Source organism: Bradyrhizobium sp. B025, assembly GCF_042257955.1.
GTDB lineage: Bacteria > Pseudomonadota > Alphaproteobacteria > Rhizobiales > Xanthobacteraceae > Bradyrhizobium > Bradyrhizobium diazoefficiens.
On sequence record NZ_CP170150.1, the window covers coordinates 7693980 to 7719116 of the forward strand.

Genomic DNA, 25137 nt, shown 5'->3' on the forward strand with positions numbered 1-25137 from the left:
GCAAGTCCCGGTTTTCGAGCTGGTTTGTTGCGGTCAGCTATAGCATGCGATCGGGCTTTTTTGGGCCATTTGGCCTTGCTCCCGCCCGCCTTTTCGGAGAGATTGCGGCCCTCGAAGACTAGGGATCCCTGAGCCCCATGAACGCGCCTTCCTCTTCCCGCCAGATCGTCTGGCCCAGCGTCATCACCGTCATCAGCGCCGCCATCCTGATCGGCGCGGAGGTGTTCGGCGCGGCCTTTGCCGGCGGCTGGGCGCTCGCGATCCTGTTCGGTTTAGGCGATCAGGGCGCGCACATCCTCCAGGCCGTGCTGTTCGCACTCGGCGTGCTGGTGATGACCGCGTTCGTCCGCGCCGCGCAGCGCGTCGAGCCCTTCACGAAGCGCGGCTGACGCTCGCTCGCGCGCGCGAGACACGCGCGCAGGCTTGAAAACTTAACGCACGTTCATCTTCCGCGTCGCTCGCGCAACACTGCGCAAGCAGATGTTAGGCAAATCTGTTCTCAGCCTAAAAAAATTGTTGCGAAGCAGAGTCAAAACGCTTATGTGCGCTCTTGCCCAATTTCGCACGTGCCTGTGGTCGTGTGTCAGTCGGTAGGTATCCGGACAAGAGGCCGGACAGCCGCCAAGGGGTGAAGAAGCCGAGGGGCTCTTCGGAAGTGCGGAAGTCAAAAGACCGAAAGGTCGGACGACGAAGCAAACCCGGAGCGTCCAGCATCTCTCTCAAGAGATGCCATGTCGAAGGTGACTTCACTCTTTGCAACCGTGACTGGCAGCCGGAGGCGAACCGGCGCACCCCGCTCTCAACGGGGGACGCGACTTAAAGCAACGACGGATCGGGCTTTTTTGGTCTCTACCGGCAGTCCAACGCCGGCGCGGGCTACTGAAAAGGCTTGTCCTTCATTGCCAGGTGTGCGGGCGGGAAATTCCCAACCAATCCACGGCAGCACAGTCTGGTTTGAGTCTTTTGGCTTCGTTGCGCCTCCATCGCGCAATCCGGCCAGAGCGCTCTTATCCGACGTCATTTTTTGAACGGATCCCCGTCGCTGGGCCGTTTGGGAGCGTGCTATGACCGAACGTATTCAGGAATTCCTGCGCAATCGCCGCAGCGAGGGCCGGGACACCGAGCCGTGCCTCGTCGTCGACCTCGAGGTCGTGCGCGACAATTACCAGACCTTTTCCAAGGCGCTGCCCGACAGCCGCGTGTTCTATGCCGTCAAGGCGAACCCGGCGCCGGAAGTGCTGGCCCTGCTCGCCTCCATGGGCTCCTGCTTCGACACCGCGACCGTCGCCGAGATCGAGATGGCGCTGGCCGCTGGCGCTACGCCCGACCGCATCTCCTTCGGCAACACGATCAAGAAGGAGCGCGACATCGCGCGCGCCTTCGCGCTCGGCATTCGGCTGTTCGCGGTCGATTGCGCCGCCGAGGTCGAGAAGATCGCCCGTGCCGCTCCCGGCGCGAAGGTGTTCTGCCGCATCCTCTATGACTGCGCCGGCGCCGAGTGGCCGCTGTCGCGCAAGTTCGGCTGCGACCCGGAGATGGCCGTCGACGTGCTGGACGTCGCCAAGCGCCTGGGCCTGGAGCCGTGCGGCATCTCCTTCCATGTCGGCTCGCAGCAGCGCAAGGTGAAGGCGTGGGACCGTGCGCTGGCGATGGCCTCGCAGGTGTTCCGCGACTGTGCCGAGCGCGGCATCAACCTCTCCATGGTCAACATGGGCGGCGGCTTCCCGACCAAGTACCTGAAGGACGTGCCGCCGGTGGTGACCTACGGCCGGTCGATCTTCCGCGCGCTGCGCAAGCACTTCGGCAACCAGATCCCGGAGACCATCATCGAGCCGGGCCGCGGCATGGTGGGCAACGCCGGCATCATCGAGTCCGAGGTCGTGCTCATCTCGAAGAAGAGCGACGAGGACGAGGTGCGCTGGGTCTATCTCGACATCGGCAAGTTCGGCGGCCTGGCCGAGACCATGGACGAGTCGATCCGCTACGCCATCCGTACCGCCCATGACGGCGCGGACATGACGCCGTGCGTGCTCGCGGGACCCACCTGCGACAGCGCCGACGTGCTGTACGAGAAGAACCCGTATCCGCTCCCGGTGACGCTCGAGATCGGCGACAAGGTGCTGATCGAAGGCACCGGGGCCTATACGTCGACCTACTCGTCGGTGGCGTTCAACGGTATCCCGCCGCTGAAGACCTACCACATCTGATCCGCCTCTCTGTCTGAGGCCTGACGAACCCGGGAGCCGGCTTGCCGGCTCCCCCCCCTCACATTTCTGATTTCTGACGACGTCTTGAGCCGGCGTGCTGATCGCATGTCGGTTCAAGCGGGGACTGACGCGCCATGACTGCTTTTCGGAAGCCACAGATCGCCCTCACTTCGAAAGCCGCTCCGTTCGCGATCCGTGCGGAGCGTGCTGCCGACGTCGCCGCCCGTGAAGCGCTGCTCGATGCCAGCTTTGGCGAGAACCGCCATGGCCGCACCTGCCAGCGCCTGCGCGACGGACGTGCACCTGCCTCAGGCCTTGCCCTGTCGGCTGTGCGCGAGGGGACACTCGTGGGAACCGTGCGGCTGTGGCACGTCAGCGCCGGAGGCAGGCCCGCTCTGGTCCTCGGACCGCTGGCGGTGGACCCTGCCTGCCGCGAGCTCGGGATCGGCGCCGCGCTGATGCAACAAGCGCTGGCCGCCGCCCGGGCGCGCGGGCATGCCGCCGTGATCCTGCTTGGCGATGCCCCCTACTATGCGCGTTTCGGCTTCTCGGCCGAGAGGACCGGCGCACTGATGCTGCCCGGCCCGTTCGAGCGAGACCGCCTGCTGGCGATCGAATTCCAGGCCGGTGCGCTGGATGGCGCCGAGGGGATGATCGTCCCGACCGGCGCGGCCCTGGCCAAACGGAGGGTAGTTCGCCCCCTCCAGGCGCACGCGGCCTAAGGGATTGCCATGATGGCGACGACCGAAGCTGCAGTGAGCAGCAACGCTCGGTCGCGCTCGCGCCAAGCTCACTTCCTTTGGGGTTGCGCAGGCCCCGGAAACACCCTTTAACCCCGCGAAACACCTCTTTCAGTCGAGGCCGAACCCATGTCCCGTCGCCTGATCTCCACCGGCTCCCCGTTCGAGAAGACCGCCGGCTACAGCCGCGCCGTGGTCGACGGCGACTTCGCCTTCGTCGCGGGAACCACCGGCTATGACTACACCACGATGACGATGCCCGCCGATGTCACGAGCCAGTCACGCAACTGCTTCAAGACCATCGAAGCTGCCCTGAAGGAGGGTGGTTTCGAGATGGCCGACATCGTCCGCGTGACCTACTACCTCACCGACATCAAGGATGCAGACGCCCATTTCGCCGTTTGCGGCGAAGTCCTCGGCGACATCCGCCCGGCGGCAACGCTCCTCGTTGTCTCGGCGCTCTACAAGCCCGAGATGAAGGTCGAGATCGAAGCGACCGCCAAGCGCCGCAGCGCCTGATCCACCCCTCACCCTTTGTCCGTCAGCACGTTCCGGAGAAACCATCCCATGAGCCCCGCCTCGCAGATCTACGCGAAGATCACTGGTCCCATCGTCATGGTCGGCTTCGGCTCCATCGGCAAAGGCACGCTGCCGCTGATCGAGCGGCATCTCGACTACGACAAGTCGCGCGTCACCGTGATCGATCCCAAGGACGAGGGCCGCAAGGCACATTGCGAGAAGCACAATGTCCGCTTCATCCAGAAGGGCGTGACCAAGGACAATTACCGTGAGTTGCTGACCCCGCTGCTCACCGAAGGCGGCGGCCAGGGCTTTTGCGTCAATCTCTCGGTCGATACCGGCTCGACCGACATCATGGAGCTCTGCAACGAGCTCAGCGCTCTTTATATCGATACCGTCAACGAGCCCTGGCTCGGCTTCTATTTCGATTCGTCGAAGGGCCCGGAAGCGCGCTCCAACTACGCCCTGCGCGAAGTGACGCTGGCCGCCAAGAAGGCGCGCCCGGCGGGCTCGACCACGGCCGTCTCCTGCTGCGGCGCCAATCCCGGCATGGTGTCCTTCTTCGTCAAGCAGGCGCTGCTCAATGTCGCCGCCGACCTGAAGCTCAATGCCCCCAAGCCGAAGACCAAGGCCGAATGGGCGGACCTGATGCGGCAGAGCGGCATCAAGGGCATCCACATCGCCGAACGCGACACCCAGCGCTCCAAGAAGCCGAAGGAGCCTGATGTCTTCGTCAACACCTGGTCGGTGGAAGGCTTCCTGTCGGAAGGCGTGCAGCCCTCCGAACTCGGCTGGGGCACCCATGAAAAGTGGATGCCCGAGAATGCGCGCACCCACGAAGCCGGCTGCGGCGCCGCCATCTATCTGATGCAGCCCGGCGCCAACACGCGCGTGCGCACCTGGTGCCCGACCCGCGGCGCGCAGTACGGCTTCCTCGTCACCCACAACGAGTCGATCTCGATCGCCGATTACTTCACGGTGCGAGACGCCTCGGGCACGGCGGTCTATCGGCCGACCTGCCACTACGCCTATCATCCGGCTGACGATGCCGTGCTGTCGCTGCATGAAATGTTCGGCCGCGCCGCGAAGATGCAGGAAAAGCACCACATCCTCGATGAGAACGAAATCGTCGACGGCATCGACGAGCTCGGCGTGCTGCTGTTCGGCCATGACAACAATGCCTACTGGTACGGCTCGCAGCTCTCCATCGAGGAGACCCGCAAACTGGCGCCCTATCAGAACGCCACCGGCCTGCAAGTTACCTCCGCCGTGCTCGGCGGCATGGTGTGGGCGCTGGAAAACCCGAACGAGGGCATCGTCGAAGCCGACGAGATGGATTTCGATCGCCTGCTGGAAATCCAGCTGCCCTATCTCGGCCCGGTGAAGGGTTTCTACACCGACTGGACGCCGCTGACGGACCGTCCGGGACTGTTTCCGGAAGATATCGATACCAGCGATCCCTGGCAGTTCCGGAATATTCTGGTGCGTTGACCCCGAAGGGGTCATCCCGGGATGCGCGCCAGGCGCGCAGACCGGGATCTCGAAGTTCCTAGCAAGAGATTCTCAGGTGCGCGAGTGCGCACCATAGTTCATCGCTGGCGCGATGCCCCGGAATGACGTTCGTTACTTGGCCATGTAATCGAACGCCACGCTGCCGAGCCCGAGCGTCAGGTCCGCTTTGAAATGCAGCGCCGAGATCACCTCGCGCACCGGCAGGCGGGCGACGTCGCAGAGTGCGTGGGGAAACAGGCCGAGTGCGGCAGGGCCAGTCCACGCTTCCTTCAGCACGACGTCATCGAGATGAAAGCGCACCAGCTCGCAGATCCGCGGGCTGCCGTCGACATGCGGGATGATCTTCAGGATGAAGTTCGGCGACGCCATCGACTTCAGCACCGTGTCGTGGTCGACCTTGCGGTGCTTGTAACCCATCGTGGCCGAAGCGCAGAGTACCGAGCCGTAATGCAGCGAGCCGACCAGGACGTCGCTCTCGACCTCGATCTTGGGCCTCGCGAGCTTCTTCGGAAAGCCCCACAACTCGCGGCCGCCGGCGATCGGGGCCTCGTCGTCCAGATACATCGCGTGGGTGTAGCCGCCCTCCTCGCCCTTGAAGCGGACCGGGATCACCTGCCCGGTTTCGGTGTAGTCGCCGAATCCGGTCGAGTCTGGCATGCGAATGAATTCGTATTTCACCAACGGCTCCGCCACCTCAAGCGGCTCGGGCACGATGGTGGCGAGGGCTTCGGGATCGGTCCTGTAGGTGATGATGAAATATTCGCGGTCGAAGAAGCGATATGGCCCCGGCGGAAATGCCGGATTGGTGAGCGGCATCGAATAAGCGGTGCGGCGGACGTCTTCGATCTTCATGGGAGGCCCCATCTGTCGTTGGCGGGACGGATTATGGATCGGGCCGCCTGCCGATGCGAGATCGTACAATTAGCATCGGTCGTCAAATGCGCGTCACAATATGCCGGCCGTCGGGCTACTTCTCCCTGATCGGCGGCGCGATCTTCTCCGCGGGCGCCGCCGGCAGTGCCGGCTTGGTGGCTGCGCCTTGCGTCTGCGGATCGGGGCGCGCGGGCTCGGGCGCCGGTGTGGTCGGCCGGTCGCCGCCGGGCTTTGATTCAGCCGGAGTCTTGCTCTGATCGTCGGACGGCGTGCCCTGGAGCGGCCCTGTCGCCTGCGCCGTCTGCATCCGGCTCTCAGCGCGGATTTGCGCCAGCGACAGGCCTGACACCACGACGCCGGCTGCAAACAGCGAGCAGGCGATCATCAGGTCGAATTTCAGTCTGCGCTTGTCATTTGGGCCGGGCATGTCGATCACCGCCTTTGTCCGCGGGATCAACGAAATTGGAGCGCACCGGTTCCGCCGCGGCTAGCGAGCCGCCGGGAACTGAAACTGACGGGGAACCCCAAGCGGATCTTCGATTGTGAGCGTGGCGTTAGTCCCGTCGTCAGCGATGGCGATCTTCGGCGCGGGCTCTTTGTACCAGTAAATCCAATTTGACGCGCTCCATCTTAGTCCCGGCCAATCCGCGCTGACCATGTCCCGTTCAAGCAAGCGATCGCCCGACTTGGAAAAAACAACGAGTTGGCACGGATTCCAAAGCATGATGTGCGAAAGCCCGACAACGTATTTCAGATTGGGCGAAATCCAGATGTATGTCAGTGCCGGAACGGGGCGGCGAAATAACTCTGTACCGGTCGTGGTGTCGTGCAAGCGCAGATAGGAATAGTCATTGTCCGCGGTGAAGGGGTCTCTTGTCGAAGAGATCATCTTCCAGCGTGATTTTTCGCTACTATAGCCCCAATCGTGATGATGTTCGGCGCGAAGCGTCCCCGCCTCAGCCGAGATATCGACGACGCCCTCATAGCCGATTCTGTCGGCATGCGCCGGAGCGATGAACGGCACAACTGACGAGAGCGCAATCCGCAGGATTGCTAGGCGGCACAATCGCATAAACAGTCCGCGAGCCTGTTCGGCCATGCCCTCAGTCCGTTGTGCTGACTTCCCAGGTGGCGTGGCGCACGCCCGGCAGGTGCTGAAGATCGGTCGCCACCGCGTTCAGCTCGTTCGGATCGACCGCGGTCGCGACCAGCTTTGCGACGATCTCGATCAGATCGTCCCCGGTCTCGACCACGTCGATATCGGCCACCGGATATTTTGCGCCCTCGAGCTTCTCGACCAGCCGGTCGCGCATGTCGGGCAAGGCATCCGCCGCCACCGCGAGCTTGAAATAGTAGGTCGCCTCCGAAGTCTTCTCATTCAGCGGAATGCGGTTGATGGCGTTGACCAGCGGGCGCAGCATGGTGTTGCCGGCGATGACGAACACGGTCAGCGCGGCCGCCTGCGCGACCATGTCGGCGCCGGCGCAGGAGCCGACCGCGGCCGAGGCCCACAGCGTCGCCGCGGTGTTGAGCCCGCGCACGTCCATGCCCTGCTTCATGATAACGCCGGCGCCGAGGAAGCCGATGCCGGAGACGACGTAGGAGATCACGCGCACCGCGCCGTCGGCCCCGGTCAGGTGCATGGCGAGATCGACGAAGGCGGCCGCACCCACCGCGACCAGCACGTTGGTGCGCAGGCCCGCGGTGCGCTGGCGATACTGCCGCTCGGCGCCGATCAGCGTGCCCAGCACGAAGGCCGTGAACAGGCTGACCAGCGTGTCGGCGAAATCAGCAATCTGGAACGTCGTCAGAAACCGCATGGCCCCCTATACGGCCGGAACGATGACAGTTCAAAGCTCCAGCAGGCCGCCGTCCCCATTTTCATCCGCAAACGCCAGCAGCGTGCCCTTGGCGTTCCAGGCGAGCGCCGCCACCGGCGGTGTGCCATTGCGGCGGACCAGGATCTCGGCGCCGTCCTCCAGCCGCACCATCAGCACGGTGCCGTCGCTGTAACCGGCGGCGAGGATGTCGTTCTTGGGATGGCAGGCGACGACCGAGACGCGCGCCTGCAGCGGCGCGAGCATCGCGGGCTCCTTGCCCATCGGGCCGTCCTTGCTGCCGAACGGCCACAGGATGACGGTGTCGGCACCCGAGGTCGCAAGCGCCTTGCCGCCCGCGCTCCAGGACATCGAGCGAACGCGGCCGGGATAGCCGGTCATGCGCATGTGGCGGTTATCGGCCAGCCGCCAGCCGTGCAGCGCCGGTTCGTGCATCGCGGTGACCAGGAATTTGTTGTCCGGGCTGAAGGTCACCGCGTGATGCGAGCCGGCCCAGGGCAGGAATTCGGCTGATGCCGCCATGTTCGGAAACCACAGCGTCGCGCCGTTGTAATGCGCAATCGCGAGCCGAAGGCCCTTCGGCGCGAACGCAAGCCCGCCGACGGTCGAGGGCACCTCGAGCGACTTCTCCTCGGTCTTGCCGCTCTTGACGGTCGCCGTCTTGCCGGCGGACCAGGCGAAGGCCCCGTCCGCGTGCAGCGCCACCGCGTCGATCCAGCGGCGCTTGGGGTCGGTGGCGAGCAACGTCACCTCGCCCTTGGCATCGAGCGACACGACCTTGCCGTCGTCGCCGCCCATGACGAGGCGCTTGCCGTCGGACGCGGTCGAAAGAATGCCGCCGCCGTGGACGGCGACGGTGGTGATCTCGCCCTGGCTATCGACGAACGCGACGTTCTCCTCGCCGCCGACGAAGGCGGCGCGGTCACCGAGGAAATGCACCGACGTCACGCCCATGCCGAGCGCGACCGGCTTGACGCGGTCGGTGACGGAGACGATCGAAGCGGAATCGGGGGCGGGCGTAAACTCTTTCATCACGAGACGATGCAGCTCTCAAAACCCTTGCGGATGGCCTCTTCCGGCAATTCGCGGCCGATGAAGACGAGGCGGCTCTCGCGCGGCTCGCCGTCCTTCCATTTCCGCTGGTGGTTACCCTCCAGCATCATATGGACGCCCTGGAAGACGTAGCGGTCATCGTCGTCGTGGAAGGCGAGTATGCCCTTGGAGCGCAGGATCTTGCCGCCCTCGACCTGCACCAGGTTCTGGAGCCAGGGCATGAACATGTTCGGATCGAGCGGCTTGTCGGTCTTGAGCGACAGCGATTGCATGTCCTCGTCGTGATAGTGCTTCAGGCCGTGGCCGTGATCGTGGTGATGATGGTCGTGGCCGTGGTGGTGATGATCATGGTCGTGGTCATGATCGTCGGCCTCCAAAAAGTCCGGCTCGATGTCGAGGATGCGGTCGAGGTCGAACGCGCCGCGGTCGAGCACGTCGGCCAGCGCCACCGAGCAGCGCTCGGTGCGGTGGAGTTTCGCATAGGGGTTGATGGCGCGGATGCGGGCCTCGACCTCGGCGAGCTCACCCTTGGTGACGAGGTCGGTCTTGTTCAGCACGATGACGTCAGCAAAGGCGATCTGGTTCTTGGCCTCGGGCGCGTCCTTCAGACGGTCGGACAGCCATTTGGCGTCGGCAACCGTCACCACCGCGTCGAGGCGCGCGTTCTTCTGCACGTCCTCGTCGACGAAGAAGGTCTGGGCCACCGGCGCCGGATCGGCAAGGCCCGTGGTCTCGACGATGATGGCGTCGAACTTGCCCTTGCGCTTCATCAGCCCGTCCATGATGCGCACGAGGTCGCCGCGCACGGTGCAGCAGATGCAGCCATTGTTCATCTCGAACACTTCCTCATCGGCGCCGATGATGAGGTCGTTGTCGATGCCGATCTCGCCGAACTCGTTGACGATGACGGCGTATTTCTTGCCGTGGTTTTCCGAAAGGATGCGGTTCAAAAGCGTTGTCTTGCCGGCGCCGAGATAGCCGGTCAGGACGGTCACGGGAATTTTCTGGGAGGTCGCTTCAGACATAACTACTCCGGGGTCGGGCTCTTTCGCGCGACGCGAGGCGGGGTGGCCCCTGCCCTAGTGGTCAAGCGCGCTGGTCAGGGCCTTTATATTGTGCCTGACCATGTCAATGTAAGTGGGTGCGGACCCCTTTTCACCCGTCAAACCGTCCGAAATCAAGGTCCCGCCGACCTTTGCCCCGGTCTCGGCCGCGATCCGCCGGATCAGGCGGTCGTCGCTGATATTCTCCAAGAATACCGCCGGGATCTTCTGGCCTTTGATCTGGCCGATGATGGCGGCGATGTCCCGCGCGCTGGGCTCGGTTTCGGTGGAGACGCCGAGCGGCGCGATGAACTGGATACCGTATTCGGCGGCGAAATAGCCGAAGGCGTCATGGGTGGAGATCACCTTGCGCCGCTCGGGCGGAATTTTCGCAACGGCCTCGCGCACCTCGCGGTCGAGCGCTTCGAGCTTTTCCAGATAGGCCTTGGCCTGGGCGCGGAAGAACTCCGCGTCCTCGGGATCGGCCGCGGCCAGCGCGTTGGCGATATCCGTCACGTAAACCTTGGCGTTGGGGACGGACTGCCAGGCATGCGGATCGGCAGCCGAGCCAAGCTTCAGGGGCGTGATGCCGGCGCTGGCGGTGACGACCGTTGCCTTGCTGCCGGAGGATTGCACGAGGCGCGGCAGCCAGCCCTCGAGGCCGAGCCCATTGACGACAACGAACTTTGCGTCCGCGATCCGCTTCGCATCGCTTGGTGCCGGCGTATAGACATGGACGTCGCTGTCGGGGCCGACCAACGTGGTGACGCTGACCCGGTCGCCGCCGACGTTGCGGACGAAATCGCCGAGGATCGAGAAGCTGGCGACGACGTTGAGCCGTTCCGCGGCATGCAGCGGCGAGGCGGTCAGCAGCAAGGCAAGGAGCAGAAGGAAGCGCATTGCGGTCACGCTTCCAGATGCCGGCCGGGAAACAGTTGCCGGACGATACCGCCGACACGGCCGAACAGCACCGAGACGATGTAGAGCACGGTCGCGACCAGAATGATAGCAGGGCCCGACGGCACGCGGGTCTGGAACGACAGCACGAGGCCGGCATAGCCCGAGACTGCGGCGGCGACGACCGCGATGCAGATCATCGCCGTGAGATCGCGCGACCAGAACCGCGCGATGCCGGCCGGCAGGATCATCAGCCCCACCGCGAGCAGCGTGCCGAGCGCCTGAAAGCCGTTGACGAGGTTGATCACGACGAGCGCGAGGAAAGCGAGATGCGCAGGCCCCCCGGCCCGGCTGACAGTGCGCAGGAACAGCGGATCGACACTCTCGATCACCAGCGGGCGGTAGATCACGGCGAGCACCAGCAGCGTCACCGTGGCGTTGAAGGCGACCACCAGCAGCGTCTGGTCGTCCATCGCGAGGATGTTGCCGAACAGCACGTGCAGCAGGTCGATATTGGTGCCCTTGATCGAGACGATGGTCACCCCCAGCGCCAGCGAGGCCAGGTAGAAGGTCGCGAGCGACGCGTCCTCCTTCAGCCCGGTCGAGCGCGCGACCACACCGGCGAGGATCGCGACCGCAAAGCCCGCGAACAGGCCGCCGGCCGTCATTGCAAACAGATTGAGACCGGAGAGCAGGAAGCCGACCGCCGCGCCCGGCAGGATCGCATGCGCCATGGCATCGCCGACGAGGCTCATCCGCCGCAGCATCAGGAATACGCCGATCGGCGCGCCCGCGAGCGACAGCGCGATCACGGCGGCAAGCGCGCGCCGCATGAACTCGAATTCGGTGAACGGACCGATCAGCGCGTCATGGAGCATCTGCGGTCACGCCGCCCGCGAGCGGGCATCGTCGGCCGCGCAGGCCGCGGCGCTGTCGTCGAACGCCTCGCACATCCGCATCGCGACCATGAGGTTCTCCGGCGTCAGCACCTCCGCCGTCGGGCCCCATGCCACAGGGCCGCGCGCCAGCACCAGGGTCTCGGTGAAATGGCTGCGCACCATCTCCATGTCATGCAGCGCGGCGAGCACCGTGCGGCCCTCGCCGTGCCAGCGCTTCACCAGCGCGAGCAGGTCGGTCGTGGTCTTGCTGTCGATGGCGTTGAAGGGCTCGTCGAGCACGATCAGCCGCGCGTTCTGAAGCAAGACGCGGGCGAACAGCACGCGCTGCATCTGACCGCCGGAGAGCGTACCGATCGGGCGGTTCTCGAAGCCATTCAGCCCAACGGCGCCGATCGCGCGGAGGATTTTTTCGCGCGCGGCTTTGCCGATGCCGCCGAACAGGCCGGTGCCGCGCCACAGGCCGGTGCCGACGAAGTCGAACACCGAGATGGGGAAGCTGCGGTCGATCTCCGCGCTCTGCGGCAGATAGGCGATATCGCGGGAGTCGAGCCCGCCGAGATGGATGCTGCCGTCGAGCGGCCTGAGGATGCCGACGATGCCGCGCAGCAGGGTCGACTTGCCGGCGCCGTTCGGGCCGATCACGGCGACCAGCGCACCCGGCGCAACCTCGCCGTTGAGATGGTGCACGGCCGGATGCCGGTCGTAGCCCAGCGTGACGTTGTGGAAATGCAGCGCCGCCATCGTCACCTCATTGCCAGAAAGACGATGCCCCAGAGCACGGCGCAGACGGCAACGGCGGCCGAGAGGCGGCCCGCCATGGTCATGCGCAGGATCGACCAGGGCGCCGCCTGGGCCGGATGCGGCGAGGTCGCGTCATGGACGTGGGCATGGGTGTGGTCGTGCCCGTGCGAATGCGCGTCGCCATGAGAATGGCCGTGGGCATGGTCGTGATGGTGGGCGTGGGACGCGGCGGGAACCATGTCTGGACGTTATATTATAACATTACGCCTGTCCACGCCGGGCTCAGGGCTTGCCGATCACCATCGCGATGGCGGCCGCCACGAACGGGAACGGCACCGAGACGGCGCAGCGGAACCAGACGAAACGGGCCGGCATGAACGGGATTTCCCACAAAATCACCCGCTGGAAGGCAAACAGCGCCCAGGCGACGACATAGGCGACCACTTGCGGCACCCCGCCGCCCGACTTCAGCGCCACGGTCCCGATGGAGAAGCCGATCACGGGGCCGCCGGGCGTGGCGGCACCGGCGACCACGGCGGTCGCGACCCCCAGCCAGCCGCTGTCCGGTCCGAGCCAGCCGGTGATCACCTCCTGGGGGATGATGGCGGCGATGTAGCCGGAGCCGATCACCCCCAACGCGATCCGCGGCACGATGTTGATGAAGTCCATCGAGCCTTCGCGCAGCGAAGCCTTGAACACCGGCGGGCCGCGACGGAAAGCGATCAGGCCGACGCCGAAGACCGAGCCCCATAGCAGGATGTCGATGAGGAGCGCCGCGCTCAACTCGCCTCCTCATCGCTGTCACGCTTCGGATAGAGCCGGACATAGACGAAGCGGCCGAGGCCGCCTGCGAGCACCGGCAGCGGCAGCGAGATGACGATCCGCCACAGCGTGAAATCGGTGCCCATGATCGGGATTTCCCAGGCGACCGCCCGGCCGTAGCCGATCAGGGTCCAGCTCACGACCATGGCGATGGTGGCGCCGAAATCAGCGCCGACCGCCAGCAGCGCGCTCGCCACGGGATAGGCGGTGAAGGGACCGCCCGGCAGGATCGCGCCGAAGGCGGTACCGATCAGAAGGCCCTTCAGGCCGGATTGCGGCCCGAGCGAGCGCGAGACTTTCTCGTGCGGCAGGATCTCGGAGATGAAGGCGCCGAGCAGGCAGCCGGCCAGCACGCGCGGCAGGATGCCGCCGAACAGCGAGAGGTCGTGGGTGAGAATGTCCAGAACGCCGTCGGTGCCGTCACGCCGCCACACCAGCGCCGCGCTGACCGCCACCAGGACCGCGATGATGATCGTCGACCAGCCGATCGGCTTGCGCACACGGCCCGGCCGCGGCTCGGACTCCGCGTCCTCGGCAGGCGCCGGGTCTTTCGGGGAAGGGTCTGACAACGGGTGTGGGGCGGCTCGATGGTGATGCCCGTCCTGATTAAGGGCGCCGTCCATGCGATGCAAACGGTACGATCACAGACCGATGCGCGCATGGCGCAGGACTGGTTCAATCAATTCCGCACAGCAAAAAGGCGGCCGCGCATGCGACCGCCTTGTCTGTCATTCCGGGGCGGCGAAGCCGAACCCGGAATCTCGAGATTCCGGGTTCGATGCTACGCATCGCCCCGGAATGACGGAGGAAAGCCTTACGCCTTGTCGAACAGGGACTCGACGTATTCCCAGTTCACGAGGTTCTCGACGAACGCCTTGAGATAGTCCGGACGGCGGTTGCGATAGTCGATGTAGTAGGAGTGCTCCCAGACGTCGCAGCCGAGGATCGGGGTGGCGCCGTGCACCAGCGGATTCTCGCCGTTCGGGGTCTTGGAGATCTCGAGCTTGCCGTTCTTGACCTGGAGCCAGCACCAGCCGGAGCCGAACTGGCCGACGCCGGCCGCCTGGAAGTCGGTCTTGAACTTCTCGAAGCCGCCGAGGTCCTCGTTGATCTTCTTCTCGAGCTTGCCGGGCAGCTTGGTGCCGCCGCCATTGGGCTTCATCCAGCTCCAGAAGTGGATGTGGTTGTAGTGCTGGCCGGCATTGTTGAACACCGCGGGGTTCTTGCCGAACGAGCCCTTGACGATCTCTTCAAGGGACTTGCCTTCCCATTCGGTGCCCTTGAGCGCGTTGTTGCCGTTGGTGACGTAGGCCTGATGATGCTTGTCGTGGTGGAATTCGAGCGTCTCCTTCGACATGAACTGGCCGAGGGCGTCATAGGCGTAAGGGAGTGGGGGCAGCGTGAATGTCATGGGTTCTTGTCCGCAACTGGTGGGGAACGTTCTAACGGTCACCCCTTATAGAAGGTTCCGCGGCCGTTAAATACCTCAGAATTTGCGAAAACGCGTGATGGGGGCCGCTTGGCTGGATTGCATAAAATGGTCGCAGCACGCGCTGGTCATCAGCCGTGCGGTTCGCCATAAAATATCGTTGCCTTTGAAGCGCTTATGACAGAACGAATGCGCCACGAAGCGGAGCTGCGAAGGACGAAGCCATGACCATCGAGATCGACATCTTGAACGGCGACGCCTCGTGGCCGATCGCCGAGCCGCTGCATCAGGCGGTCTGGGGACCGCATATGGTCGCGGACAAGCCCTGGGCTCACGTCAAATGGGACAACGCCCATCTTCGCGTGCTGCTCGAGACGCCCGAGGACGGCCTCGTCTGCCACGTCGGCGTCTACTTTCGCACCGTCACCTGGAACGGGCAGAAGATTCACGCCGGCGGCATCGGCGGGGTCTGCACGCGCGAGGACCGGCGCGGTCGCGGCTACGCCACCATGGCTATCGACGCGGCGGTGCACACCATGCGCGCCAACGAGGCGGTCCGCTTCGCGCTGCTGTTCTGCGAGCCGCACAATTTTGCGTTCTACGAATCCCGCAGCTGGCTGCCCTTCAAGGGCGAGGTCTATTGCGAGCAGCCGGAGGGGCGGATCCGCTTCGACTACATGGCGCCGTACGTCTTCAACATCGTCCGCGCGCCGACGCTGGGCACCATCGACCTATGCGGCTTGCCCTGGTGAGCCCTGCGTGACCGGAGGGCTGGTGCCAGAGAGCCACGCCCTGTAATATGTCGGTCATCATCCAATATTCCGCACCATGGACATGACGATCGACGCCCCCATAGACGCCGCCCCGCCGCGTGCACCGGTCGCCTCCCCCATCGCCAGCCTGCTGACGGCGCCGATCCTGCCGACGCTGCTGCGGCTCGCGATCCCCAACATGATCGCGATGGTCGGCAGCACGCTGGTTGCGATCGCCGAGACCTCCTATATCGGCCGGCTCGGCACCATCCCGCTCGCGGCGATCGCGCTGGTGTTCCCGTTCGCGATGCTGACGCAGATGATGAGCGCGGGCGCGATGGGCGGCGGCGTCTCATCCGCGATCAGCCGCGCGCTCGGCGCCGGGGATCGCGACCGCGCCGCGACGCTGGCGCTGCATGCCGCCATCATCGGCCTCTGCGGCGGGCTGTTCTTCACGGTAACGATGCTGGTCTTCGGCCGCTCGTTCTTCACGCTGCTCGGCGGCCGCGAGCGCGTGCTCGAGGAAGCCTGCGGTTATTCGCAGGTGCTGTTCTCCGGCGCGGTCGCGATCTGGCTCGTCAACACGCTGGCCTCGGTGATCCGCGGCACCGGCGACATGCGCCTGCCCTCGATGACACTGATCGGGGCAAGCGTGCTCCAGATCGCGCTCGGCGGCACGCTGGGGCTCGGCCTGTTCGGCGTGAAGCAATTCGGCATGCCGGGCGTCGCCGCCGGCCAGTTGATCGCATTCACCTGCGCCGCGGTCTTCTTCCTCTGGTATCTCTTGTCAGGCCGCAGCCGGCTGCCGCTGGATTTCCGCGCGTTTTATTTTGAGCGCGCGATGTTCCTGGACATCCTCAAGGTGGGCGCGGTCGCCTGCCTCTCGCCGCTGCAGACCGTGCTCACCATTCTGATCTTCACCAGGATCCTGGCGACGTTCGGCACCGAGATGCTGGCCGGTTACGGCATCGGCTCGCGGCTGGAATTTCTGCTGATCCCGATCACCTTCGCCTTCGGCATCGCCTCGGTGCCGATGGTCGGCATGGCGATCGGCGCCGGACAAGTGAAGCGCGCACGGCGCGTGGCCTGGACCGCAGCCGCGGCGTCCGCCCTCACCGTCGGCCTGATCGGACTCGTCATTGCGCTCGATCCCGCGTTGTGGGCCTCGCTCTTCACGGCCGACCCCGGCGTCACCGCCGCCGCGCACAGCTATTTCCACTGGGCCGGCCCGGCCTTCGCGTTCTTCGGCATGGGCGTGTCGCTGTACTTCTCCTCACAGGGCGCCGCGCGCGTCGGCGGACCGGTGCTGGCCTCCACCGCGCGGCTTCTGATCGTCGCGATCGGCGGCGGCGTCCTCATGATGGCGCAAGCGCCGGCCTGGACCTTGTTCGCGCTGGTTGGCGGCGCGATGGTGGTGTTCGGACTGTCGACCGCGGCCTCCGTCGCTTTCGCGCGCTGGGGCAAATGAGCGCAGGCAAATAAGCGCGGGAATGTGATTCCATCCAGCGTTGCACTATCCTGCTGGGCTGCTATGGAGGCGCTCCACTTCGGGGCCTCTCCATGATTTCCAGATTCGCTACTCTCATCGTCCTTCTGGCTGCGCTGCTTGGCGCGACTGCCGCCCAAGCGCAGAGCGCCGACGGGACCTGGCTCACACAGGCCGGCGACGCCCGCGTCAAGATCAGCAAGTGCGGCGGCGGCCTCTGCGGCGTTATCATCTGGCTGCGCGAACCCATGGACACCGCGACCGGCCAGCCCGCCACCGACAGCAAGAATCCCAATCCCGCGCTGGCGAGACGGCCGATGATCGGCCTGCCGTTGTTCAGCGGCATGCAGCCGTCCGGCCCGAACAAATGGTCGGGCCAGATCTACAATGCCGACGACGGCAGCACCTATGCGAGCAGCGTCTCGGTCACGGGTGCAGACTCGCTGCGGGTCGAAGGCTGCGTCGGCGCGCTTTGCGGGGGCGAAACCTGGACGCGCGCGGGACGCTAGCGCTTCAAGCCATCATCGCCTTCAGCGCCGTCGCCGCCGAGGCGTAGCCGCCCCGCGCGCCGTCGATGAAGTGCACGTGGTCGCTGCGCAGCGCCGACGGCGTGAAGCAGGTCATCATCGCGGCGTCCTGCGGGTAGAGGCCGTAGCGCACGACGCCCTCGCGCGCGGCAGCCGCAAGACGATCGCTGAGGGCACGTTCGAGCTCGGGCGTACAGTCGAGGATCATGCGCAGGCCGTCGTCATATTTCCTGAAGTCCGAGTTCTCGACCACCTGACGTTTGTAGAGGTTGGGCACGAAACCGCCGACCTTGATGTCGAAGCGCATGATCAGATAGGCGAACAGCGTGTAGGCCAGCACGACGGCGCGGCGCGCGAGCAGCGGGCCGCCGCGCTTGGTGCGGGCTTCGTAGTCCAGCCCCTGCGGCGGCCATTTCAGCGGCGGCCCCTGTGGCGGCACCGGGCGGGCGCCGTCCGGGCTGCGTTCGACGAGGTGGATGATGTCCTCGATCACCTTGCGGAACGCCGGCGGGTCCGCGCCGCGTGCCGGCATCACCAGAACCGACAGGATCAGGCCGCGCGAGGCCGGAATCACCTCGAAGCGGCAGGACAGGCCGGACAGATCCGGTTGGGTGCCGGCCGGCGCCTCAGCGACGGCGAACTCGCCGCGCTTCATCGCGGCGTCGGCCCAGGCGAGCCCGCCGCCGGAGAACATCGCATAGGACAGGTTCGCCGACGGACCGAAGCGCGCGACGCGCACGTCGAGACCTTGCGCCCGGATCGCACTCACCGGCACCAGCGCAACACGCATCGTCAGATCGAGATCCTCCCGTACCCAGGTCGCGGTCGCAGCCAGCGCGTCCCGGGCGCGATCGAGATCGCCGGGCGCGACCGCAAAGCTCGCGCCGTCACCGCCGAACACGAAGGGGAATTCCCGTCCCTCAAGCGCATTGGTCACCGCCGCGATCACGGCAGCGCCGGCCATGTTGACCGCCTTGTAGCGCTGCGCCGCGATCGCCTTGGTGGAATCGACGATGTCGGCGACACCGATGCTCCAGTCATCCGGCAGCGACGCATAGAGCGCGGGGTCCATCAGGCTGGTGAAGCCGCGGAAGACGGGGATGCCGCCATAGAAGGATTCGCCTGATGTCATCGGATGATGCCGAATGGTTGGACGCGTCCAGGAGAAGTACGTGGCAGGACCGATCCGGGTTCGCCGGCGCCCCCTCGAAGTCCCGATCATTGGCCGAAATGGCGGCGGACAACAAGATCGCGCCGCGCCGCAATGCCGCAGCTTGTCATTGATCAGCATCAAACAGCCGGCCGAAAATGACGTTTACGGTTGAGCCATCTGAAATGGTTGCGCGGGATGATCGGGGTGTCTGATTTTGATAGCAAGGACTCCACCTCGCCGGTACGCCGACGCACGGGGCTGGACGCGATCAGTGCGGTGAAAATGCCGGAGCTGCTGACCGCCACCGTCGATGCCTGGGCCGAGGCCCATCAACTGTCGCGCTCGGATGCGATCTGCAAGCTGGTCGAGTTCGGCCTGAGGATCGCGCCTCCCACACCGGCATCGGGGTCCACGGTCGTCTCGGACGCGACCAGGCTCGAGGAGCTCGCGGTGCATGAGATCGAGGGACTGCTCGATCCCGCATTGCCGGAGGACGAACGCGAGCGTCGCATCCGCCGCCTCACCGAAGGGCCGCCGGAATTCTCACACGAACGGATTGACCTGCCGAAGCCTCGGACGTGAGCGACTAGTGCAGCTTCTCATCCTCACGGTTGCGCAAGGCGTCGTGAGACGCGTCATGGCAGCCGACCAAGCGCACGAATTGCTGCGGGTACATCTCGTGACCGTGATCGCCGGAATTCTGGTGCGTCATCGGCGGACAACGGACGTCGTCCGGCTTCGCGCGCGATTGCTCCGTCCGGCCCTGATTTGAAGCGGTCATGTTTCGCATGGTCATGCACTGCTCCCTGTCGATTGGGGCAGATCGATTGACGTAACCCAATCGATTGCGGGGCATCTTACGACCAAATCCGGTCGAATGTCATTGCGACGAATCAATGCAATTGTGGCGGTGAAGTTCCGCTTTACGCCGTGTTCCCGGCGTCGACCGTGAACACGGCGCCCGTGACGTTGCGGCCGCCATCGCCGAGCAGATATTCCACCATCCGTGCGACGTCTTCCGTCTCCGGCAGCCGGCGCAATGCACTTCGGCCCGCGATGCGTTTGCGTCCTTCGTCGGAGAGATTGTGAGTCAGCTCGGTGTCGATGAAACCAGGCGCAATCGCGTTCACGGTGATGCCGAGCTTGCCGACTTCACGCGCGAGCGAGCGGGTAAAGCCGGTGGCGGCCGCCTTGGTCGCGCCATAGACGGACAGGCCGTTATAGCCGGTCGTCGCGATGATCGAGGAGATGTTGATGATGCGGCCGGCACCATCGGCCATCATCTGCCGTGCGACATATTTGGTGAGAATGATCGGCGACAGCACGTTGAGTTGCACCAGCGCCTCGATCTCGGAATTGTGCATGGTCGCGAGCAGGCCTTCGGTGCCGAGGCCGGCATTGTTGACGAGGCCGTAGATCGGGCCGAATTCGTCACGCACGAGCTTTGCGAAAGCGGGAATCGCGTCGATCACCGCGAGATCGCAGGCGCGGAAATGCAGACGGCCCTCGGACTCGCCAATGGCGGCCCTGAGCTCGTCGCTCTCGCGCCGCGCCGCGGCAATCACGTTGTAGCCGGCGCCAGCCAGACGCTTGCCGATCGCAAGGCCGATACCGCGGCTGCCGCCGGTGACGAGGACATTATGCATCGGTGCGCGCCAGTTTGCCGGCCGGGGTGACGTCGAGCGTCTCGACGAAGCGGATCACCGCCGGCACCTTGTGGGAAGCGAGCTGCGCGCGGCATTGATCCAGGATCTGGTCGCGAATCTCCTTCGCGCGCGCCTGGTCGGTGCCGTCGGCGAGGATCACGTCGGCAACCACGATGCCGCCGGTGATCGGACTCTTCCGCGACTTGGCCCGCGACATCCGGACGTCGGAATGGCGATTGATGACAGCCTCGATCTCCTCGGGGTGGACCTTCAGCCCACCGATATTGATGATGCCGCCGCGGCGGCCGACGAAATAATAGCGGTCCCCGCGCAGCTCGACAATATCGCCGCTGTCGACAAATCCGTCATCATCGGTGAGTGCGGCGGCGTCGCGGCCGATATAGGCATGTGCGGTGCGCGTCGAGCGGATGCGCAGCGAGCCGTCCACGACCTTCATCTCGACGCCGTTGCGGTTACCGAGATAGTCGGCCGGAAAGCCTTCGAGCCCGTCATTCACGGCGAAGCCGACACCGGCCTCGGTCGAGGCGTAGGCATGGCCGACCGAGGAATTCGGGAATGCCGCCTTCAGGCCGTCGAGCACCGCCTGGTCGGCGATCTCGCCGGAGAGACGGACGTAAGCCGGCGCGAATTGCGCGGCCGAGCCGCTCATCAGAAGCTTGCGCCAGTGCGAGGGCGTGCCGGAGATGTGGGAGACCGCGCGCGCGTTCAGCCGAGCGACGTGATCGGCGAGGGCCTCATGCGGATCCGACAGCACCATGGAGCCGCCGGAGAGGATGGCGCGGAGGAAGATCTGGAGGCCGCCATAGCGGCGAATGTCGTAGAACGTCGCCCACACCGGTGCCGGTCCGCGCGCGGGGCCTTCGGCGACGATCGCGCCGGTCAGCGCTTCCAGCGTATGGCCGGCGATCTTCGGCACGCCTGACGTGCCCGAGGTCAGCATCAGCCATTCGGTGGCGCACTCGGTCTGCGCGGGCGCGGTGGCTTGAAGCGGCAATTGTGCGGTGACGACCAGCGGCACGCCGGTCTCAGCCCAGCGATCGGGCTCGTCGGTGACGACGGCATCGATCCCGGCATCCGCGATCAGCGCGTCCAGATACGCCGGATTGAGATCGGGCGGACACAGCAGCATGCGGCGGGCGATGCCGTCGAGCTCGATCATGGCAAGGCCCGACCGGAGCTGGTCGGACAATTTGAGCAGCACCGCGCGGCCGGACAGCTCGCGCAGGCGGCCGCCCAGGACCGTCTGCGACAGGATGTCGGTCAGCGACACGACATCGTGCGCATCCGACAGCGTACGGCCCTTCAGCTCCGCGCCGAGATGATCGCGAAGCGCAAAGATATCACGCGGGGACATTTTCGTAGGCCCGCACGAAATCGCCGACCGTGGCGGGGAACGCTGCGTCCTCGGAAATGGTGAACGGATCGACACCGGTCTCGTCCTCGAGCCGAGCGACAAGGATCGCGAAGGCGAGCGAGTCGAAACCCGTCTCGTGCAGGGACAGATCGTCCGAGAGCGCGGGAAGCGTGACGTGCTGTTCCTTGGCGATCTGCTGGATCGCTTCAATGACCTTGGACCTTACCGACATGGCTGGCTTGCCTCTTGCTTTGTTGATCGATCGTATGTCTTGCGGCGGCTCTTGATGACCGCCTCCCCATGGCCGTCTGTTTACCCGACAGAAGTAAATGGCTTCTTGGACAATTCAGATAAAATTGGACCTATCTGGCGGATTTTGCCGTGAGTTCAAAGTGAGGTGAGCACTACTCTCTCATTCCCTCCCCCCTTGTGGGGGAGGGGCAGGGAGGGGGGCCACACGGGGACTCCCTCCATCGCTTCCAGGCAGCTTGCGAACTCTCAGACACCTTTTGCTGGGCTACCCCCTCCCTAACCCTCCCCCACAAGGGGGGAGGGAACGCAGGGAGTTCGTGGCGGCGATTCTCGTTTATCCGTTTAGAACCTGATCGCACCGTCGACGATTTGCGCATAAGCCTCGGAAGTCAGTGCGACATAGTCGCCGGATTTCGGCTCCGCCATGAACAGCGGCTCGGAGATCGCGCCGGGGTCGAATCCCTCGCGCGCGAGCTCGCCCTTCTTCTGCTTGAACGTCTCGGTCGCATCGAGCTCGCGCGAGATGCGGATGAAGACCGGGCGGGCGTAGGCCGGCAGGCGCTGTGCGAGATGCGCGGGCAATGCCGCGACGTCAAATCCCTCGTTCACGACGATTGCGCTCATGCCGGCGCGGCCGTCGGTGCCAGGGATGCTGACGCCGTAAGTGGTGGCGTCGATGACGCCGGTAAAATCGCGCACGGCGTCGTTGACCTCCGAGGTCGCGACGTTCTCGCCCTTCCAGCGAAAGGTGTCGCCGATGCGATCGACGAAATGGAAGAAGCCCTTGTCGTCGAGCCGCATCAGATCGCCGGTGCGGAACCAGGCATCGCCCCTGGCGAAGACGTCACGCAGGATCTTCTTCTCGGTCTCCCCGGCGTCCGTGTAGCCCTCGAAGCGGCCGCCGCCCTGGTCCGCCGTGCCGATGCGGCCGATGGCCTCGCCCGCCTCGCCGCGGGCGGAGGCGATGCAAAGACCCTCTTCATTGCGCAACGGCGCGCCGCTGTCAGGGTCGAGCTTGACGAGGCTCGCGGGGAAACGATGCGCGAGCAGCGGCGGGATACGGCCGATCGCGCCGGGCTGGCCCTCGACGTTGAACAGCGAGAAATTGCCTTCGGTCGCCGCATAGAATTCGAGGATGCGAGGAATGGCGAAGCGGGTCTGAAAGTCCTCCCAGATGTCGCCGCGCAGGCCGTTGCCGCAGACGAGCCGCAGCCGATGGCGGTTCTCGTATTCCGACGGCGGCGCCTTGAGCAGATAGCGGCAGAGCTCGCCGATATACTGGAACAGCGTGCAGTCGTGCCGCACGATGTCGGACCAGAAATTCGACGCCGAGAACTTGTCCGCGATCACCACCGAGCCGCCGGCGGCCAGCATGCTGCACGGCGCGACGATGCCGCCGACCGAGTGGAACAGCGGCAGACAATCGTAGAGCCGGTCCTGTGGGCCGGCGCCGGTGAGGCCGGCGAACCAAAAGCCCCAATTGAGGATGCGGCGATGGCTGATGCTGGCGGCCTTGGGCAGGCCTGTCGTGCCGGACGTGTAGATCAGCAGCGCGCGATCATCGATGGTGACGTCGCCGTGCTCTCCGGGACAAAGCGGGCCGTCGTCGAGCGCGGCAAGCGCGACGTCGATGGCCCGCTCGCTGCGGGCATCGCCATGGGTCCAGACCTCGGCCTCGGTCTTCAGATGTGGCTTCGCACTCTCCAGCGTCTCCACCAGGTCGTGCGCGACGATGATGTGCCGGGGCCTCGCGACATCGAGGCAATGCGCGAGCGATTGCCCGACAAGCTTTGTATTGATCAGCGCGACCACACCGCCGATCCGGCTGATGCCGAGCCAGGCGGCAACGTAGTCGAGGCCGTTCGGCATGATCAGGCCGACAGTTTCGCCCTTGCTCACACCGACCGAGCGCGCCCAGCGCGCATAGCGGTTGATGCGTTTCGACAAACCTTCGTAGTCGAGCGCTGCGTCATCCGTGATCAGCGCGACGCGGTCGGGCTGACGCTGCGCCCAATCGTCGACGACGTCGGCAAACAGCCGGCCCGGCAGCGTCTCGATCCGCGCGGTCAGCTCGATCGCCTTCAGCCAGATCTTTGACGCCGATGGCGCGCGCGCGGCCTTCGGTTGCTCGATGACGCCGGTGGTCATGCCGTTCATACTTTCGGAACGTGTCTGCTGGTTCCCCAAGCTTAGCCCGCGCGCCCTGCCCAGGTGTTAAGAGACAAGGTAAAAGCCGGTTAGTGCGCGATTAACTCTAGTCATCCTTTACCAAGCCGATGGGATCGGCGTGCGCCGCAGCGCAATTCTTGCGATACCAAAACGAGTCATTTGGGCGCGCTGCGCGTGTCCTCGCCTCGGCTGCGGGGATAGGGGAATTGGAGACGACCATGATCACCAAGCGACATTTCCTCCACACCGCCGCCTGTGCCGTCGCTGCGCTCGTTGCGCCGCGCGCCTTTGCGATCGGCAACCCCTCCTATCCATCGCGCAGCGTGAAATGGGTGGTGCCTTATGCCCCGGGCGGCGCCACCGACGTGCTGTCGCGGCTGCTCTGCCAGCGCCTGTCCGAACGGCTCGGCCAGACCTTCGTGGTCGAGAACAAGCCGGGCGCCGGCAGCAATATCGGGACGCAGGCGGTCATCACGTCCGCCCCTGACGGCTACACGCTGCTGCTAACCTCGACCGCGAACGCGATCAACGCCTCGTTCGATCCTTCGCTGCCGTATGATTTCGCCAAGAGCATCGCGCCGGTCGCGGGTGTCGCGCGGATTCCGCTGGTGCTGGTCGTCAACAACGACCTGCCGGTGAAAACCGTCGCCGACTTCATCGCCTACGCCAAGGCCAATCCCGGCAAGATGTCGATCGCTTCCTCCGGGATCGGCACCTCGCTGCATCTGTCCGGCGAGCTGTTCAAGTCGCTGGCCGGCGTGCGGTTCACCCACGTCCCCTATCGCGGCTCGGCGCCGGGCCTGACCGACGTGATGAGCGGCCAGATCCAGGGCATGTTCGACAACGTCACCTCGTCCTTCGAGCTGGTGCGCGCCGGAAAGCTGCGCGCGCTCGGCGTCACCACGCGCGAGCGTTCGGAGATCCTGCCGGACGCGCCGCCGATCGCGGAGACGCTGCCCGGCTACGAGACGAGCTCATTCTACGGCGTCGGCGCCCCGCACGACACGCCGCGCGAGATCGTCGATCTTCTCAATCGCGAGATCGACACCGCGCTCTCCGACGCCGAGATCAAGGTCCGCATCGCCGAACTCGGCGCGATCCCGCTGCACGGCAATGCCGGCGAGTTCGGCGGCATGCTGACGGCGGAGACCGAGCGCTGGCGCAAGGTGGTCGAGCTGTCGGGGATCAAGAAGGAATAGCGTTT

General features: G+C 65.3%; 30 protein-coding genes. 11 read left to right on the forward strand and 19 right to left on the reverse strand.

Annotation, left to right across the window (positions count from 1 at the left end):
- Positions 1–137: 137 nt before the first annotated feature.
- The 5 genes from ACE10W_RS36440 (at position 138) to ACE10W_RS36460 (ending at position 4957) form a co-directional block, all read left to right on the forward strand.
- Complete coding sequence (locus ACE10W_RS36440; protein ID WP_011090482.1) at positions 138–389, forward strand: hypothetical protein; 252 nt, start codon at positions 138–140, stop codon at positions 387–389.
- A gap of 675 nt (positions 390–1064) precedes the next feature.
- On the forward strand, positions 1065–2207 hold the full coding sequence (locus ACE10W_RS36445; protein ID WP_011090484.1) for a type III PLP-dependent enzyme: 1143 nt from the start codon (positions 1065–1067) through the stop codon (positions 2205–2207).
- Positions 2208–2341: 134 nt separating this feature from the next.
- Complete coding sequence (locus tag ACE10W_RS36450; RefSeq protein ID WP_304548758.1) at positions 2342–2929, forward strand: GNAT family N-acetyltransferase; 588 nt, start codon at positions 2342–2344, stop codon at positions 2927–2929.
- A gap of 147 nt (positions 2930–3076) precedes the next feature.
- Positions 3077–3466, forward strand: coding sequence for a RidA family protein (locus ACE10W_RS36455; protein ID WP_011090486.1), 390 nt, complete (start codon positions 3077–3079; stop codon positions 3464–3466).
- A gap of 48 nt (positions 3467–3514) precedes the next feature.
- Positions 3515–4957 (forward strand): homospermidine synthase, encoded by a 1443-nt coding sequence (locus tag ACE10W_RS36460; RefSeq protein ID WP_304548761.1) that lies wholly within the window; start codon positions 3515–3517, stop codon positions 4955–4957.
- A 132-nt stretch (positions 4958–5089) separates the two neighbouring features.
- Here the strand turns inward: ACE10W_RS36460 and ACE10W_RS36465 are convergent, their stop codons facing one another.
- The 13 genes from ACE10W_RS36465 to ACE10W_RS36525 form a co-directional block, all read right to left on the reverse strand.
- A complete protein-coding gene (locus tag ACE10W_RS36465; protein ID WP_028173848.1) occupies positions 5090–5830 on the reverse strand; it encodes an acetoacetate decarboxylase in 741 nt (246 codons plus the stop codon).
- A gap of 115 nt (positions 5831–5945) precedes the next feature.
- Positions 5946–6278, reverse strand: a complete 333-nt coding sequence (locus ACE10W_RS36470) for a hypothetical protein (RefSeq protein ID WP_060912695.1) — start codon at positions 6276–6278, stop codon at positions 5946–5948.
- Between the two features lie 60 nt (positions 6279–6338).
- Positions 6339–6950, reverse strand: coding sequence for a hypothetical protein (locus tag ACE10W_RS36475; protein ID WP_304548764.1), 612 nt, complete (start codon positions 6948–6950; stop codon positions 6339–6341).
- A 4-nt stretch (positions 6951–6954) separates the two neighbouring features.
- Entirely contained in the window at positions 6955–7671 is a 717-nt protein-coding gene (locus ACE10W_RS36480) for an MgtC/SapB family protein (protein ID WP_011090491.1), read from the reverse strand.
- A gap of 30 nt (positions 7672–7701) precedes the next feature.
- Positions 7702–8721 (reverse strand): WD40 repeat domain-containing protein, encoded by a 1020-nt coding sequence (locus ACE10W_RS36485; RefSeq protein ID WP_063921554.1) that lies wholly within the window; start codon positions 8719–8721, stop codon positions 7702–7704.
- Positions 8721–9767, reverse strand: coding sequence for a GTP-binding protein (locus tag ACE10W_RS36490; protein WP_011090493.1), 1047 nt, complete (start codon positions 9765–9767; stop codon positions 8721–8723). Before ACE10W_RS36490 ends, ACE10W_RS36485 begins: the two co-directional genes overlap by 1 nt.
- Positions 9768–9821: 54 nt before the next feature.
- Entirely contained in the window at positions 9822–10685 is an 864-nt protein-coding gene (locus tag ACE10W_RS36495; protein WP_304548767.1) for a metal ABC transporter substrate-binding protein, read from the reverse strand.
- Between the two features lie 5 nt (positions 10686–10690).
- A complete protein-coding gene (locus tag ACE10W_RS36500; RefSeq protein WP_011090495.1) occupies positions 10691–11560 on the reverse strand; it encodes a metal ABC transporter permease in 870 nt (289 codons plus the stop codon).
- A 6-nt stretch (positions 11561–11566) separates the two neighbouring features.
- Positions 11567–12322, reverse strand: a complete 756-nt coding sequence (locus tag ACE10W_RS36505) for a metal ABC transporter ATP-binding protein (RefSeq protein ID WP_304548769.1) — start codon at positions 12320–12322, stop codon at positions 11567–11569.
- A 2-nt stretch (positions 12323–12324) separates the two neighbouring features.
- A complete protein-coding gene (locus tag ACE10W_RS36510) occupies positions 12325–12561 on the reverse strand; it encodes a hypothetical protein (RefSeq protein WP_028173842.1) in 237 nt (78 codons plus the stop codon).
- A 43-nt stretch (positions 12562–12604) separates the two neighbouring features.
- Positions 12605–13105 carry a hypothetical protein gene (locus tag ACE10W_RS36515; protein WP_008138982.1) on the reverse strand — a complete coding sequence of 167 codons (501 nt, stop codon included), beginning with the start codon at positions 13103–13105 and terminating at the stop codon, positions 12605–12607.
- Positions 13102–13713, reverse strand: a complete 612-nt coding sequence (locus ACE10W_RS36520; RefSeq protein ID WP_038966159.1) for a permease — start codon at positions 13711–13713, stop codon at positions 13102–13104. Before ACE10W_RS36520 ends, ACE10W_RS36515 begins: the two co-directional genes overlap by 4 nt.
- 245 nt (positions 13714–13958) lie before the next feature.
- Entirely contained in the window at positions 13959–14555 is a 597-nt protein-coding gene (locus ACE10W_RS36525; RefSeq protein ID WP_014491764.1) for a superoxide dismutase, read from the reverse strand.
- 242 nt (positions 14556–14797) lie between these two features.
- On the opposite strand from ACE10W_RS36525, the gene ACE10W_RS36530 reads away from it, so the two are divergent.
- From ACE10W_RS36530 to ACE10W_RS36540, 3 genes are all read left to right on the forward strand, one after another.
- Complete coding sequence (locus ACE10W_RS36530; RefSeq protein WP_304548780.1) at positions 14798–15325, forward strand: GNAT family N-acetyltransferase; 528 nt, start codon at positions 14798–14800, stop codon at positions 15323–15325.
- Positions 15326–15407: 82 nt separating this feature from the next.
- Positions 15408–16793 (forward strand): MATE family efflux transporter, encoded by a 1386-nt coding sequence (locus tag ACE10W_RS36535; RefSeq protein ID WP_304548781.1) that lies wholly within the window; start codon positions 15408–15410, stop codon positions 16791–16793.
- 92 nt (positions 16794–16885) lie between these two features.
- Entirely contained in the window at positions 16886–17320 is a 435-nt protein-coding gene (locus ACE10W_RS36540) for a DUF2147 domain-containing protein (protein ID WP_028173838.1), read from the forward strand.
- 4 nt (positions 17321–17324) lie between these two features.
- Here ACE10W_RS36540 and ACE10W_RS36545 read toward each other — a convergent pair whose 3' ends face one another.
- Entirely contained in the window at positions 17325–18470 is a 1146-nt protein-coding gene (locus tag ACE10W_RS36545) for a DUF3095 domain-containing protein (protein ID WP_304548784.1), read from the reverse strand.
- A gap of 40 nt (positions 18471–18510) precedes the next feature.
- Here ACE10W_RS36545 and ACE10W_RS36550 point away from each other — a divergent pair, with 40 nt between their 5' ends.
- Together ACE10W_RS36550 and ACE10W_RS36555 are read left to right on the forward strand one after the other, a co-directional pair.
- Positions 18511–18663: a hypothetical protein gene (locus tag ACE10W_RS36550; RefSeq protein WP_304548786.1), complete on the forward strand. Its 153-nt coding sequence runs from the start codon at positions 18511–18513 to the stop codon at positions 18661–18663.
- Between the two features lie 23 nt (positions 18664–18686).
- The gene (locus ACE10W_RS36555) at positions 18687–19073 is read left to right on the forward strand and encodes a hypothetical protein (RefSeq protein WP_304548788.1); all 387 of its coding nucleotides are present in this window, start codon (positions 18687–18689) and stop codon (positions 19071–19073) included.
- 4 nt (positions 19074–19077) lie between these two features.
- Here the strand turns inward: ACE10W_RS36555 and ACE10W_RS36560 are convergent, their stop codons facing one another.
- From ACE10W_RS36560 to ACE10W_RS36580, 5 genes are all read right to left on the reverse strand, one after another.
- The gene (locus ACE10W_RS36560) at positions 19078–19287 is read right to left on the reverse strand and encodes a hypothetical protein (protein WP_028173835.1); all 210 of its coding nucleotides are present in this window, start codon (positions 19285–19287) and stop codon (positions 19078–19080) included.
- Between the two features lie 127 nt (positions 19288–19414).
- Entirely contained in the window at positions 19415–20137 is a 723-nt protein-coding gene (locus tag ACE10W_RS36565; protein WP_304548789.1) for an SDR family NAD(P)-dependent oxidoreductase, read from the reverse strand.
- Positions 20130–21512, reverse strand: a complete 1383-nt coding sequence (locus ACE10W_RS36570; protein WP_304548791.1) for a class I adenylate-forming enzyme family protein — start codon at positions 21510–21512, stop codon at positions 20130–20132. The genes ACE10W_RS36565 and ACE10W_RS36570 overlap by 8 nt, the downstream gene beginning before the upstream one ends.
- Positions 21499–21744 carry an acyl carrier protein gene (locus ACE10W_RS36575; protein WP_015688794.1) on the reverse strand — a complete coding sequence of 82 codons (246 nt, stop codon included), beginning with the start codon at positions 21742–21744 and terminating at the stop codon, positions 21499–21501. Before ACE10W_RS36575 ends, ACE10W_RS36570 begins: the two co-directional genes overlap by 14 nt.
- A 362-nt stretch (positions 21745–22106) precedes the next feature.
- Positions 22107–23921: a long-chain-acyl-CoA synthetase gene (locus ACE10W_RS36580; RefSeq protein WP_304548799.1), complete on the reverse strand. Its 1815-nt coding sequence runs from the start codon at positions 23919–23921 to the stop codon at positions 22107–22109.
- Between the two features lie 230 nt (positions 23922–24151).
- Here ACE10W_RS36580 and ACE10W_RS36585 point away from each other — a divergent pair, with 230 nt between their 5' ends.
- Positions 24152–25132, forward strand: a complete 981-nt coding sequence (locus ACE10W_RS36585; RefSeq protein ID WP_060908857.1) for a tripartite tricarboxylate transporter substrate binding protein — start codon at positions 24152–24154, stop codon at positions 25130–25132.
- Positions 25133–25137 lie beyond the last annotated feature (5 nt).